This window comes from Chryseobacterium pyrolae, from assembly GCF_025153485.1.
In the GTDB taxonomy this organism is placed as follows: Bacteria; Bacteroidota; Bacteroidia; order Flavobacteriales; family Weeksellaceae; genus Chryseobacterium; species Chryseobacterium antibioticum.
Map to the genome: position 1 here is coordinate 50,793 of NZ_JANZQH010000007.1, position 14,683 is coordinate 65,475.

14 protein-coding genes are annotated in these 14,683 nt (G+C 37.3%); 3 read left to right on the forward strand and 11 right to left on the reverse strand.

The annotated features are described in order from the left end of the window. Positions 1–29: 29 nt before the first annotated feature. From NZD88_RS14865 to NZD88_RS14875, 3 genes are all read right to left on the reverse strand, one after another. On the reverse strand, positions 30–383 hold the full coding sequence (locus tag NZD88_RS14865; protein ID WP_259830163.1) for a four helix bundle protein: 354 nt from the start codon (positions 381–383) through the stop codon (positions 30–32). Positions 384–425: 42 nt separating this feature from the next. After that, positions 426–1,499, reverse strand: a complete 1,074-nt coding sequence (locus NZD88_RS14870; RefSeq protein WP_259830165.1) for a carbamoyl phosphate synthase small subunit — start codon at positions 1,497–1,499, stop codon at positions 426–428. A 114-nt stretch (positions 1,500–1,613) separates the two neighbouring features. Further along, entirely contained in the window at positions 1,614–2,510 is an 897-nt protein-coding gene (locus NZD88_RS14875; RefSeq protein ID WP_169235941.1) for an aspartate carbamoyltransferase catalytic subunit, read from the reverse strand. Between the two features lie 241 nt (positions 2,511–2,751). Between NZD88_RS14875 and NZD88_RS14880 the strand changes: the two genes are divergently transcribed. Next, a complete protein-coding gene (locus NZD88_RS14880) occupies positions 2,752–3,213 on the forward strand; it encodes an Lrp/AsnC family transcriptional regulator (RefSeq protein ID WP_169235940.1) in 462 nt (153 codons plus the stop codon). Between the two features lie 151 nt (positions 3,214–3,364). Here NZD88_RS14880 and argH read toward each other — a convergent pair whose 3' ends face one another. From argH to NZD88_RS14920, 8 genes are all read right to left on the reverse strand, one after another. Next, positions 3,365–4,669, reverse strand: a complete 1,305-nt coding sequence (gene argH, locus NZD88_RS14885; RefSeq protein ID WP_259830167.1) for an argininosuccinate lyase — start codon at positions 4,667–4,669, stop codon at positions 3,365–3,367. A 323-nt stretch (positions 4,670–4,992) separates the two neighbouring features. Further along, a complete protein-coding gene (locus NZD88_RS14890) occupies positions 4,993–6,075 on the reverse strand; it encodes a M20 family metallo-hydrolase (protein ID WP_259830169.1) in 1,083 nt (360 codons plus the stop codon). Then, positions 6,050–6,844: an acetylglutamate kinase gene (argB, locus tag NZD88_RS14895; protein WP_259830171.1), complete on the reverse strand. Its 795-nt coding sequence runs from the start codon at positions 6,842–6,844 to the stop codon at positions 6,050–6,052. Before argB ends, NZD88_RS14890 begins: the two co-directional genes overlap by 26 nt. A 100-nt stretch (positions 6,845–6,944) precedes the next feature. Then, positions 6,945–7,901, reverse strand: coding sequence for an N-acetylornithine carbamoyltransferase (locus NZD88_RS14900; protein ID WP_259830173.1), 957 nt, complete (start codon positions 7,899–7,901; stop codon positions 6,945–6,947). A gap of 232 nt (positions 7,902–8,133) precedes the next feature. Then, complete coding sequence (locus tag NZD88_RS14905) at positions 8,134–9,273, reverse strand: aspartate aminotransferase family protein (RefSeq protein ID WP_259830175.1); 1,140 nt, start codon at positions 9,271–9,273, stop codon at positions 8,134–8,136. Between the two features lie 316 nt (positions 9,274–9,589). After that, positions 9,590–10,552, reverse strand: coding sequence for an N-acetyl-gamma-glutamyl-phosphate reductase (gene argC / locus NZD88_RS14910; RefSeq protein ID WP_259830176.1), 963 nt, complete (start codon positions 10,550–10,552; stop codon positions 9,590–9,592). A gap of 87 nt (positions 10,553–10,639) precedes the next feature. After that, positions 10,640–11,833, reverse strand: coding sequence for an argininosuccinate synthase (argG, locus tag NZD88_RS14915; RefSeq protein WP_259830177.1), 1,194 nt, complete (start codon positions 11,831–11,833; stop codon positions 10,640–10,642). Continuing rightward, complete coding sequence (locus NZD88_RS14920; protein ID WP_259830178.1) at positions 11,802–12,407, reverse strand: GNAT family N-acetyltransferase; 606 nt, start codon at positions 12,405–12,407, stop codon at positions 11,802–11,804. Before NZD88_RS14920 ends, argG begins: the two co-directional genes overlap by 32 nt. Positions 12,408–12,567: 160 nt before the next feature. On the opposite strand from NZD88_RS14920, the gene NZD88_RS14925 reads away from it, so the two are divergent. After that, complete coding sequence (locus tag NZD88_RS14925; RefSeq protein ID WP_169235932.1) at positions 12,568–12,984, forward strand: IS1/IS1595 family N-terminal zinc-binding domain-containing protein; 417 nt, start codon at positions 12,568–12,570, stop codon at positions 12,982–12,984. Between the two features lie 283 nt (positions 12,985–13,267). Then, complete coding sequence (locus NZD88_RS14930) at positions 13,268–14,647, forward strand: porin (RefSeq protein WP_259830179.1); 1,380 nt, start codon at positions 13,268–13,270, stop codon at positions 14,645–14,647. Positions 14,648–14,683: the final 36 nt, after the last annotated feature.

The window sequence follows — 14,683 nt, forward strand, 5'->3', positions numbered from 1 at the left end:
TTTCAGATTTCAGACTTCCAGCGTTGTGTTTACTTTTTTAAATTAGATTTGAATGTATAAATCATTCTTTGGATTTCATTTATATTTGATATCAGACTATTAACTTTTTGAGCATCCAGTAGCTTCAGCTCCCTTGTTAAAATTAACTGCGTCTGCAATTCAAAAGAGGAAGCATTGGCGATACCCAGAAAGTGATAAAATTCACTATCATTATTTCTTCCCGCTCCTTCTGCTATATTTGAAGGGATGGAAACTGCAGATCTTTTAATTTGAGAAATCAAACCAAACTTTTCATCTTTTGGCAATTCTGCACAAACTATATAAACCTCTTTTGCAAGTTCTATTGATTTCTGCCAGAAAAGTAGTTTCTCAAAATTGTGCATGATAAAGTCTGTTATCTGATGTCTAATATCTGAAGTCTTTATTTACTTCTTAAATTCTTCCATTAAATCAATGAACTCATCAAACAAATAATTCGCATCTTCAGGGCCCGGGCTTGCTTCAGGGTGGTACTGAACGGAGAAGCAAGGGTGGATCTTGTGTTTCAGACCTTCGTTGGTTCTGTCGTTTAGAGCAATGTGAGTTTCAACCAGGTCTGTGTCTTTAAGACTTTCCTGATCTACTGCATAGCCGTGGTTCTGAGAAGTGATAGATACTTTATTTTTCTCCAGATCCAGTACGGGGTGGTTTCCTCCTCTGTGTCCGAATTTCAGTTTGAACGTTTTTGCACCACAGGCAAGACCGATCAGCTGATGTCCTAAACAGATTCCGAAGATGGGAACTTTTCCTAATAATCCGCGGATCATTTCTAAAGCCTGAGGGTTGTCTTCCGGATCACCAGGACCGTTTGAAAGCATGATTCCGTCCGGATCCATCAATAAGATATCCTCTGCTGTTGTATCATGAGAAACGACTGTGATATCGCAGTTTCTCTGAGACAATTCTCTGATAATTCCCAGCTTGGAGCCAAAATCTACCAGCACTACTTTGAACCCTCTTCCCGGATTGGCATAAGATGTTTTTGTAGAAACCATTTCTACCTGATTGATAGGGAAAGTTGTAGATTTTAGCTCTGTAACTACTGCATTTTCATCAGTATCTGCATTCACGATCTTTCCTTTTACCACTCCGTAGTTACGTAAAACTCTGGTCAGTCTTCTGGTGTCGATTCCTGAAATTCCTGAAAGGTTTTTCTTTTTAAATAATTCATCTAAAGTCATCTGAGTACGGAAATTAGACGGAAGATCGCATACTTCTTTTACGATAAGTCCTTTAATAGCCGGCTCGATGCTTTCATAATCATCACGGTTAATACCATAATTTCCGATAAGCGGATAGGTCATGCAAACAATCTGACCGCAGTATGACGGATCGGAGATCAACTCCTGATATCCTGTCATTCCGGTATTGAAAACTACTTCTCCGGCAGTTTCCAATTCTGCTCCGAAACCTTCTCCATGAAACACTTCACCGGACTCCAGTATTAATTTTTTCTTCATTTTATTTATCTCTTTATTCTATTTTATTCTGTATAATTTCTTTTGTACAATGTATAATGTCGGTTGTATCATGTATTCTATATTTTATACATTTTACTTTCTACATTTTACTTTTTACAATTCCTTAAATATATGCCCTTCTTTTTCCAGTGCTTCTTTCAGGATGGCCATTCTTGCGAAGACTCCGTTCTGCATCTGTTTGAACACTCTTGAGCGTTCGCATTCCACGAGGTCAGTATCAATTTCAACGCCTCTGTTGATCGGGGCGGGATGCATGATAATCGCTCCTTCTTTCATTACTTTTTCTCTTTCTTTCGTCAGACCGTACTTTCTATGGTATTCGGAAGCAGAGAAACTCATCTGGGCATCGTGCCTTTCGTGCTGAATTCTTAACAGCATCAGAACATCTACTTCAGCGATCAGCTGATCAACCGGTAAATAAGTTCCGTTAATTAAAGCTCCTTCATCAAACCAATGTTCCGGTCCTGAGAAATATACTTTAGCACCTAATCTTCTTAAAGCTTCGGCATTTGAATTCGCCACACGGCTGTGTTTTACATCTCCTACAATTCCTATCTTCAATCCTTCGAATTTTCCGAATTCCTGATAGATGGTCATCAGATCCAGCATACATTGTGACGGGTGATTTCCTGTTCCGTCCCCTCCGTTGATCACTGGAATATTGATGTTGTTTAATTCTTCGAAATACCTGTCTTTCTTGTCTCTGATAACTACCAGATTCACCCCCAGACTTTCAATGGTTTTCACCGTATCATAAAGACTCTCTCCTTTATTGACAGAACTGTGTGAAGCATCAAAAGGTACTACCTGCAGCCCCAGTTTTCTTTCTGCCATATCAAAACTCGTCTTTGTTCTTGTACTGTCTTCAAAGAAAAGATTTGAGCAGAAAACTTCTCCTTCAATTTTTGCAGTTTTCCCGTTGGCAAAAGCCAGTGCTTCGGTCAGTATACTGTTGATTCTCTCGGTGCTTAATTCTGTGATCGTAAACATAATTCTTAATTTTTGAGCATAAAAAAAGCGAAGACAGGATCTTCGCTTAATTATAATAAATATCGTAAAGGGCGCTTTCGCCCGGTAAATCTAATGATATAAACACTCTTTTATTCATTAGGTGCAAAGATATAACATTTTTACGAATCTGCAAAACTAAAGTTCCAAATAAATTAAAACTTGTAATCCTTCCTTATTTTCATTTTTAATTGATATTTTTGTTAAAACTCAAACCTACTCTATGGATTTAAAAGACAAAATGATTCTCAGTATTATTCAGGAAGACTCTACGCTATCTGTAAAAGAAATTTCAGAAAGGATAGGTCTTACGTTTACTCCAACTTATGAAAGGATCAAACAACTTGAGAAACATGGCATTATTGAGAAATACGTTGGTCTTTTGAACCGTGAAAAGCTGGGTCTGAATATTGTGGTGTACTGTAATGTTCGTCTTAAAGAACAATCCCAGAAAGTACTGGAAACCTTTGAGAAGAACATTATGAAACACGATGAAGTCCAGGAGATCATCAGTCTTTCCGGTGAGTATGATTATATGCTTAAGATTATTGCGAAGGACATCAACTCTTATAATGATTTCGCTGTTAATGTGATTTCAAACATTCCTAATATTGGCCAGTACCACAGTTCTATTGTGCTTCACGAGGTGAAAAAATCTACTAAGTTTAAAATTGATCTGGACTAATCATTTTCAAATGTATTAAACCATTAAGATTTCTTTAAGTGATTAAGGATAGTTAAGGATTCGCAAGCGAATTTTGATAAGTTACAGCATGTAAAATCGGTAGATTTTCTTAACCAAACTTTAAAAATTCAATGATCTTAATGGTTCAGAATCAACCCAATAATTTATTCTTCAGTTTGTTGAACTGATATTCTATTTTATCCAGACAAAGATTTCCTATGCTTCCCTGATGAGTATGCTCAAGATTTCCAACTTCAAACTCAAATTCATTATTTTCGATTTCCTGCCCTACTTTTACATAAGCATCGCGGAATGAACTTCCCTTTTTCACTTCTTCATTGATCTTCTCTACGCTGAAAAGGTATTTATATTTTTCATCTTCCAGAATTCCTTCTCTTACCTGAATATTCGGAAGGGTGTAACTTAAAATTTCCAGACATTCTTTCAGGGAATCTATGGCAGGGAAAAGAATTTCCTTTGTCAGCTGCACATCTCTATGGTATCCTGACGGTAAATTATTTGTTAGTAAAATAAGCTCATTCGGTAAGGATTGAATTCTGTTGCATCGTGCACGAACCAGTTCAAAAATATCCGGATTCTTTTTGTGGGGCATAATGCTGCTTCCCGTGGTAAACTCTTTTGGAAAACTGATAAAATCGAAATTCTGACTTAAATATAAGCAGACGTCATAAGCAAACTTCCCAAGCGTTCCCGCTAAAGTAGCCATTGCCATAGACAGCATTTTTTCAGATTTCCCACGGGTCATCTGTGCGTACACAGAATTATAGTTCATCGACTGAAAACCTAAGTTGTAGGTTGTACTTTCACGATCAATAGGAAAAGAAGAACCGTATCCGGCAGCTGAGCCCAGAGGATTTTTATTGATGATATTCTTCACCGAAAACAACAGTTCAACATCATCTAATAATGCTTCAGCATACGCTCCAAACCACAATCCAAACGAAGACGGCATGGCAATCTGAAGGTGGGTATAACCCGGAAGCAGTATATTTTTATGCTGTTCTGCCAGTTTGATCAAAATTTGAAAAAACGTATCGGTCAGAGCTGTAATCTCACGAATTTCATCCAATAAATACAGTTTGATATCCAGTAAAACCTGATCATTCCGGGATCTTGCCGTATGGATTTTCTTTCCGGTATCGCCTAATTTTTCAATTAATATCGCTTCAATCTGAGAATGAATATCTTCTGCTTCTTTATCGATCTCAAAGTTTCCACTTTCGATATCTTTTAAAATATCCGCTAAAACAGAAAGCATCTGTTTTGATTCTTCACCGGAGATAATTCCGGTTTCTGCCAACATCTGGCAATGCGCCATGGAACCTTTAACATCATATTTTGCTAAACGCTCGTCAAAGTCAAGATCTTTCCCAACTGTAAATTTGTTGACTAGTATATTGGTGGCCAGGTTGTCCTTTTGCCATATCTTTTTCATATGTAATTATTTATTTTTTCCAAGGCCATATATAATTGTAGCCTTCATTTATTTACCAGAATTTCAATCAATTGCGATTTCATCATGGTATTCTTTTAATTCGTTTCAACCTGCTCAGCAAAGCATTTTTAACTATAAAAAAACATCTCCGCTCTGAAAAGTCTTCGTCTTTAATTTTCTTTTTTGCATAAATCCTTATTAAAAACTGAACTTTAATCTGCCCGCTGAGCGGGGTTAAAACATTATTTTTTAGATAATAGATTTCAGACATCAGATATCAGACTTTTAAAAATCTGGTGTCTGAAATCTGATATCTGAAGTCTTTACAAAACTTTTTCTAAGATCCTTATATAGATCTCAATTCCTTCTTCAATCTCTTTTATATAGATATATTCATCTGCTGTGTGAGAGCGCCTGCTGTCTCCCGGACCTATTTTCACGGATGTGCATGGAATAATGGCCTGGTCGGATGATGTTGGCGAACCGTAAGTGGTCCTTCCGATTTCCAGACCTGCCTGTACAAACGGATGGTCCATTTCTATTTTTGAGGAATTCAACCTGAAAGACCTGGCTGTCAATGTTGATTTCATGTGTGACTGAATGATTTCAAAAGCTTCTTTATTGGAATACTCATCGGTAACCCTTACATCCAAAGTAAAAGTACAGGCTTCCGGAACTACATTATGCTGAACGCCGGCGTGAATTCCTGACAGTGTAACTTTAACATCCCCTAAATAATCGGAAACCTTCGGAAATCTGAAGTTTAGAATATTCTGAAGATCTTCCATGCATTTTACAATGGAGTTATCATCATTCGGATGAGCAGCGTGAGAAGGAGTTCCTTTCATTTCCCCGTCTATCACCAAAAGTCCTTTTTCCGCGATCGCCAGATTCATTTGCGTGGGTTCTCCAACAATGGCAAGTTCTATAGTAGGAAGTTGTGGAAATAAGGCTTCAATTCCATCAAATCCTGAAATCTCCTCCTCAGCTGTCAAAGCAATCACTAAATTATATTTTAAATCTTCTTTTTCATAAAAATGTAAAAAAACCTGAGCCATAGAAACCAGAGAAGCTCCGGCATCATTACTTCCCAATCCATATAGTTTCCCGTCTTGCTCAACCGGCAGAAACGGATCTAATGTATATGCCTTATTGGGCTTCACGGTATCATGATGCGTATTCAGCAAAATGGATGGCTTCAATACATCAAAGTTTTTATTGACTGCCCAAATGTTGTTTTTAAAACGTTTTGCAGGAATTTGATGCTTTGTGAAAAAATTCTCAATTTCTACAGATGTATTGTATTCATCTTTGCTGAATGAAGGAATGGCAATCAATTTTTTAAGCAATTCTACGGCCTGAGTCAGTAACTCTTCTTTACTATAAACAGATTTCAGTTCCTCCATGATGGTTTTCTATATGGTTCTTTAATTCGGTTTCTTTAATTAAGAATACCTTATTGACATTATTTTTTACAGCTCCGAGAGCATTTTCAAGTTTGGGAAGAATTCCTTTATGCAATTTTCCAGCTTCTTTTAAAACAGAAAACTCTTCTGCGGATACCCTTTTTATAACTGATCCCGGATCTTCAACATCTTCCAAAACACCTTCTTTATCAAAACAAAACAACAGTTCTACATCATAAACTTCGGACAACGACTGTGCAATTACCGAAGCAATAGTATCAGCATTCGTGTTTAAAAGATTTCCTTTTTTGTCGTGGGTAATAGCAGAAAAAACAGGAATCAGATCAAGATCAATCAGTTTTGAAAGTAAATTTTCATTGATACTCTGCTTGTCGATATCACCTACAAATCCAAAATCTATTTCGGGATGGATTCTTTTTCTAGCCTGAATGATATTTCCATCAGCCCCTGAAAACCCGATCGCATCACAGTTTTTCGCCTGTAGTTTAGCCACTATATTTTTATTGATACTTCCTGCATACACCATGGATACAATATCCAGCGTATCTTTATCGGTAATCCTTCTGCCGTTTACAAGTTTCTGCTCAATTCCCAGCTTATCCGCCAAGGTCGTAGCCAGTTTTCCGCCTCCATGTACGAGTATTTTCTTTTCTCCAATCTCAGAAAACTGATCCAAAAACTGGTCAAGCAACTCTGTATCATCGATCAGGGCACCTCCTATTTTTATGATGTATAATTTTTCTTTCATTTTGATTGATTTTGTTAAATCGTTCCGTTGGAATTCTTATGGATTTATATTTTGACAGGATTCTATCCTATCCTTGGCTAAATCGTTCCTTTAGAATTCTTTACGCATTTATTTCATTCAGAATTTCGCTAAAAATGGCTTGTGCAGAGAAAATTCTGTTTTTGGCCTGCTGATAGATAATGGAGTTTTCGCCATCCATTACTTCATCGCTTAATTCTACATTACGACGGACAGGAAGACAGTGCATTACCTTACCGTTATTTGTAGTTTTCAACTTTTCTCCGGTCAGCATCCAGTTTTCTTTCACTTCAGGCATTGTTGCATATTCATCGAAAGACGACCAGTTTTTCACATAGATAAAATCTGCATCTTGTAAAGCTTCATCCTGATTATGAATCACCTTAATATCTTTTGTAAATTTCTTATCGAGATCATACCCTTCGGGATTAGCGATCACAAAATCAACCTCCATTTCCTGCATCCATTCTGCGAAAGAATTTCCAACAGCCTGAGCAATGGGTTTGATGTGTGGTGCCCACGTCAGAACCACTTTCGGTTTACGGTCTTCTTTCCAGTTTTCTGTGATGGTTATACAGTCTGCCAAACTTTGTAATGGGTGGCGGGTTGCAGATTCCAGAGAAACAACCGGCACTTTGGCGTGTTGTTCAAACTGACTCAGAATACTTTCATTGACATCGTCTTCTTTAGATTTCATTCCCGCAAAACAACGTACTGCAATGATATCACAATATTGATTCAATACTTCAATAGCATCTTTGATATGTTCTACGGTATCGCCATTCATGATGGCTCCGTCTGCAAATTCCAGATTCCAGGCTTCCTGAGCTGCATTTAAAGTCAGGACATTCAATCCTAAATTCTGGGCTGCAATCTGACTGCTTAAACGGGTTCTTAAACTTGAATTTAAAAACACAAGACCTATTGTTTTTCCTTTTCCTTTTTCTGTTTCGGAATGAGGATTTTCTTTAATTTGTAAAGCTTTTTTTATGATTTCCTGCAAGTTTTTTACGTCGCTTACAGAGGTGAATTTTTTCATTTGATGAATTTTTAATTAATTGTGATAATCTTAACCACAAAAGGCACAAAAGTTTTTATTTATTATTAAACACTTTAGAACACTTCAGTTTTAATGCTTTATTATTTTGAAAACAGTAAGTTCACATAAGATGAAAATCAAAGATTTTCAGAAAACTCAAGTGTTCTTCTTAAGCGCTTAGTAGTTTCTTTACAATCACTAAAGTTTTTACATCTTTTGTGACTTTTGTGGTTTAAATCTTATCTAAAACTACTTTTAAAGCACTGACAAAAAGATTTGTTTCTTCTTTGCCGATATTCAAAGCCGGAAGGATCCTCAAGACACTTTTATCATTGGAATTTCCTGTAAAAATGTGATGGTCGTACAATAAACTTTTCCTCACTTCTGAACAGTCCTGATCCAACTCTACTCCAATCATTAATCCCTTCCTTCGGATGGATTTGATATGTGGGAAATCTTTAATTTCGTTTTCAATATAATCACCCATTTCCTGAGCATTTGCAGTAAGATTTTCATCTTTCATAACATCCAAAACTGCAATAGCCGCAGCACAGGCTAAGTGGTTTCCTCCGAAAGTGGTTCCCAGCAAACCATTGCTTGCCTCGAATTTTGGATGAATCAAAACACCGCCGATTGGAAAACCATTTCCCATTCCTTTGGCTGTAGTGATCATATCCGGTTCGACTCCAAATTCCTGATGAGCAAAGAAATATCCGCTTCTTCCGTATCCTGACTGTACTTCATCCAAAATCAGAGCTGCATCATATTTTTCGCACAGTTCTTTAATTTTAGACAAGAATTCTGCTGTTGGGATCATAATTCCACCCACTCCCTGAATTCCCTCAATGATAACGGATGAAATGTCGTTTCCTTGAATTTCAAAGATCTCTTCCAACTGTTTGATATCATTCCATTCAGATTTGATGAATCTTTCAGAAAAATTAACAGGAGCTACAATCTTTGGATTATCCGTTACAGAAACTGCCGCAGAAGTTCTTCCGTGAAATGAGCCTGAAAAATAAAGCACTTTACTTTTCCCGTTGTGGAAAGATGCCAGTTTTAGTGCGTTTTCATTAGCCTCAGCTCCTGAATTGCACAGAAAAAGATTATAATCTTCATAGCCTGAAAGTTTTCCTAATTTATCAGCCAGCTCATTCTGCAATTCATTCTGAACAGAGTTTGAATAGAAAGAAATTTTTTCCAGCTGTTCTTTTAATTGAGTTTGATAATGTGGATGATTATGTCCGATAGAAATCACTGCGTGACCTCCGTAAAAATCCAGATATTTTTCTCCTTTGTCATCCCAAAGAAATGATCCCTGAGCTTTTACCGGATTTATGTTGAATAATGGATATACGTTGAATAAATTCATGTCTATTTATAAATGATAATTGATGTTTGATGAATGATTTACAGTGTCATCTTTTTCTTATAATTTTTCTTTTGTCTTAAAACAAAAGAAACAAAAGTTCAAGACTTGGAAACTTCCGCTAAAAATTAAAATTGAATCCTAAAATCCTCAAAACTCGCACGAATTGACTATTTGTTCTTCGGTTAAAAATTTGTCTCGTGCTCAAACAGTGAGAATTTTTTAACGGATTAAATTTCAATTTTCTTAACGCTCCAGTTTCCTAAGTCGAATATTTCGGTTTTTCAATTCACAATTGACTTATTGACCATTCTTTTTTTTAAAACGCTATCGGTTTTAAGTTCAACCCCAGATTTTCTTCCCAGCCCATTGCTATATTCATATTTTGAACTGCCTGTCCGGAAGCTCCTTTTAACAAATTGTCAATCGCTGAGTGAATAACCGCTACATTCCCACTCTTTTCTATTTGAATCACACAGCGATTGGTGTTGACAACCTGCTTTAAATCAATTGCTTTTTCACTTACCTTCACAAAAGGCTCCTCTTCATAAAAATCCTGATACAACTGAATGATATCTGAAAGTACTAAATCCGTTTTCACTGTAGAACTGGTAAAAATTCCTCTTGCAAAATCGCCTCTCCATGGAACAAAATTCAGACTGATCTCTTTATGATTAAATGATACCAGCTGCTGTAAAACCTCATCCACATGCTGATGTGTCAAAGTTTTGTACGCTGAGATATTGTCATTTCTCCATGTAAAATGGGTCGTCGCCTGTAAAGATTGTCCCGCACCTGTTGATCCGGTAATTCCTGTTGTATACACTTCATTCAACAAACCTTTTTCTGCTAATGGAAGAAGAGCCAGCTGAATAGCCGTTGCAAAACATCCGGGATTAGCAATGCTTTTTGCTCCTGCCAGATTTTTTTTATTGATTTCAGGAAGTCCGTAGATGAAATTTCTGTTCCCAAAATTTCCTTCCAGACGGAAATCGTTTCCTAAATCAATGACTAAAGTTTCATCTTTAACAGGATTTTGAGTCAACCAGTTCTGACTCTCTTTATGAGGAAGACACAGGAATAAAATATCCACATCTTCCGGCTTATCCGTTAAAACCTGTTCACAAACTGCCGTTAAATCCGGGTACAAATCTGAAATTTTTGTCCCCGAATTGGAACGGCTATATAAAAAACTCAATGTCACATGGGGATGAAAAGCCAGCACACGGACTAATTCACTTCCTGTGTAGCCGTTGGCCCCCACAATTCCTACTTTTTTCATATTTTTAATGATATGATGATGTTGATTATGATTGATAGGACTGCGTCCTATTCTAGGGTAAATCGTTCCGTTGAAACTCTTTATTTTTTACTTTGAATTGATCTGGTGGTATATGTTTAAGGAATTGCTTACAATTTTTGTATACCCTTTTACATCTTCTCCTGTCCAGGCTCTGTTCGTTTCGCCGTAGCTTCCAAATTGATCGGACATCAGATCATGTTTGGATTCAATTCCATTTAAAATAAATCTGTATGGATGAAGGGTTACAAATACCTTCCCACTCACTGTTTGCTGAGAATCGGTTAAGAAAGACTCGATATTTCTCATCACAGGATCCAGGAAAAGCGCTTCATGAAGCCAGTTTCCATACCAATCGGAAAGCTGGGACTTCATCATCTGCTGATATTTTGAAAGCGTATGTTTCTCTAATAAATGATGCGCTTTGATGATTACGGATGCCGCTGCTGCTTCAAATCCTACTCTTCCTTTAATTCCAACAATGGTATCTCCCACGTGGATATCACGGCCAATTCCGTAAGCAGAAGCGAGCTCTTCAATCTTTTGAATAGCATACACGGAATGTTCAAAATTTTCTCCATTTACAGCTACCACCTCACCGTTTTTAAATTCAATTTCCAGTTCTGAAGGCTGAGTTTCTTTAATTTGTGATGGGAAAGCTTCTTCCGGAAGGTAATTTCGTGAAGTCAATGTTTCTTTTCCTCCAACTGATGTTCCCCAAAGGCCTTTATTGACAGAATACTGTGCTTTGTGAAACTCCATTTCATAACCATTGCTTTTTAGGAATTCGATTTCTTCTTCACGGGACAGACTCATATCGCGGATCGGTGTAATGATCTCGACTTCCGGACACATTACCTGGAAAATCAGATCAAAACGAACCTGGTCATTTCCAGCTCCCGTACTTCCGTGAGCAATAGCATCAGCGCCTGTCTCTATGGCATATTTTGCAACTTCCTGAGCCTGAACCGTACGTTCAGCACTCACAGACAATGGATAGGTATTATTTTTCAACACATTTCCGAAGATCAGATACTTTACACAAGAACTATAGTAATCTTCCTGAGCATCTACGCACCTGTATTCTTTTACCCCCAGTTTGAAGGCTTTTTTCTCCAGTTCTTTTTCTTCATCTTTAGAAAACCCACCGGTATTTACAGTCACTGCATACACTTCATATCCCAGTGTTTCACTAAGATATTTAGCACAGTAAGAGGTATCCAAACCTCCGCTAAACGCTAAGATTACTTTCTTTTTCTCCATTGTACTCATCAATTTCGGACTGCTTAATTTCAGTCCCGTTTACTTTATTATTATTTTCAGGAACGAAAAGCATGGCTGTACACAGACAATTTTTACGTTCCTTTTTCATTAAAATTTCATAATTCACACAGTTCTTACACCCGCTCCAAAACTCCTCATCCTGTGTGAGTTCAGAATAAATCACCGGTTTATAACCCAGATCACTATTGATCTTCATCACGGCAAGTCCTGTGGTCAACCCAAATATTTTTGCATTGGGATATTTTTCTCTAGATAACTGGAAAACCTTATTCTTGATCAAAGTGGCTACTCCTCTGTTCCTGTAATTGGGGGATACAATAAGTCCCGAATTGGCTACAAACTGACCATGTGACCAGGTCTCGATGTAACAAAACCCAACCCATTCGCCATTTTCAGTAGCAACCACAGCATTGCCATCTGAAATCTTTTTCGTTAAATATTCAATGGAACGTTTTGCGATCCCCGTTCCTCTACGCTGTGCAGAATCATACATTTCCTGCTGTATTTCACTCACATACATTAGATGTTCGCATGAGGAAATTTCTATTTCCATTTATTTATCTAATTTTTTTGGCAAATTTAAAGCATAATAACTTTAAAAACCAAATTAAAAAGATATTTTTTTTGTTTAAATGAAATATACAGGTAATTTTATCTTTATTGAGAAATATAATTTTGCTAAATTATTATATATTTGCTAAAAACATATAGCTATGGAAAATAAGTGTCCAAAATGCAACGGTAATAAAATTGTAAAAAGCGGAATTATCAACGAAAAACAGCGTTTTCTCTGCAAAGACTGCAAGTATTATTTTACTGTAAAAAAAATGGGAAAACAGATCGATGACTATTATGTAACCAAAGCCCTGCAGCTCTACCTCGAAGGTTTAAGCTTCAGAGAAATAGAAAGGATTATCGGCGTTTCCCACGTAACGATCAGCTCCTGGATCAAGAAATACAACATCACAAGACCCCCTCATTCTGAATTCCATCCTGTCTATAAAATTCTAAAACAGAATGAATTGATTGAATATATCGCAAAGGAAGAAAACATCAAAAACTCAGGACTTATCATTACTCAGTTTGCAGATAAATACATGCTGATTAAGTGGGAAAGATTTAAGAAGTAGTTAAGATACTAGAGTCAAGATGTCAGATGTCAGACATCAGATTTCAGACATTAGCAATAGTGGATTTGAGAGCATCAGATATCTGCCCTTCATTAGTCAAGATCCAATTACCCCTTCCCAAACTCATTTACACTCAGACTCTCAAACTCTACTACTCGAAACTAAAAACCAATCAGTTAAATAATAACTATACTCTTACCACTAATATATATTAAATTTTTGTAAATAAATTATTAATTACAATTTGGCTTTCACAAAAAACAACGCCAAAAATTGATAATTTATGAAGAAATTACTTTCATTTATTGGATTAGCCCTAATAAGCAGTTCTTTATACTCACAGGGTTCTCCTGATTACGGAAGTGGATTAAAATTAAACCTCAATCCGGAAGGAGATAAGTACATCAGATTTATATTATGGGACCAGTTCTGGCTCAGAAACACCCAAATGAACCCGGGAAGCATGGTTGGCGGAGAAGCTACCGACAATTCCTGGAGCTTGGGAAACAGGAGATTACGTGCTCTAGTCTATGCACAGATCTCTAAAAGATACATGATCCTTGCCCATTTTGGGATCAATAACCAAACGTTTATCAACGGCGGCGCTACAGGCACCACAGGAACAGGAGGTTACGGAAACGGCAAAAAACCTCAACTCTTTTTTCATGATGCCTGGAATGAGTACGCAGTTATTTTACCTGGAGAAGCAGGAAAATTCAGTTTATCTTTAGGAGCAGGACTTCATTACTACATGGGACTTTCCCGTATGACGATGGCTTCCACGCTAAACTTCCTTACCGTAGATTCCCCTATTTTCTCATGGCCCTTAATTGACAATTCTGATCAATTTGCAAGACAGCTGGGAATGTTTGCTAAAGGAAAATATGGTAAGCTGGAATACCGTTTCAGTTTAAACAAACCTTTTGCCACAGATCTCGTGCCAGTCAATGTTACAGATCCTGCAAAAGCTGCAGCCGTTGATAACAATGGAAACCCAAGCTTTTCGAAGGCCGGTTATGTTGAATACCAGTTTCTGGATGAAGAATCCAATACCCTTCCTTTCAAAGTGGGATCTTATTTAGGAACGAAGAAAGTCTTCAATGTAGGTGCCGGTTTTTATCATCAGGCGGATGGGACAAGAACTTCCGTGAATTCCAATATTGAAAAACATGATATCACCCTTCTGGCAGTAGATGCTTTTGCAGACATTCCTTTGGGAAATGCAAAACACAAAATGGCTGTTTCTGCCTATGCGGGATATTACAACTACAATTTCGGCCCTAATTACATAAGAAATCTGGGAACCATGAATATTGCAGCCAATGACCCTAATTTCGCAGGAAACAGAGCCATCGCAGGCCCAGGAAATCTACAGCCCATGATAGGAACAGGCAATGTGGTGTATGCACAAGCCGGATTACTGCTTCCGAGCCAGGCTGAAAAACCAAAGATCAGAATACAGCCTTTCGCAGCATATACACATAAAAGTTTTGAAGCCTTCGACAAGTCTTCTTCACAATTTGATGTAGGTGCCAACTGGTTCATAGATGGACATCATGCGAAGATCACCACCCAGTATTCTACAAGACCCATCTACACCAGCCCTACGGAAAGCCCCTCTTCAAAAGGCGAATTCATTGTACAGTTCCAGATTTACCTTTAAACCCAGGATGAACTCAATATCTTAATCCATATAACA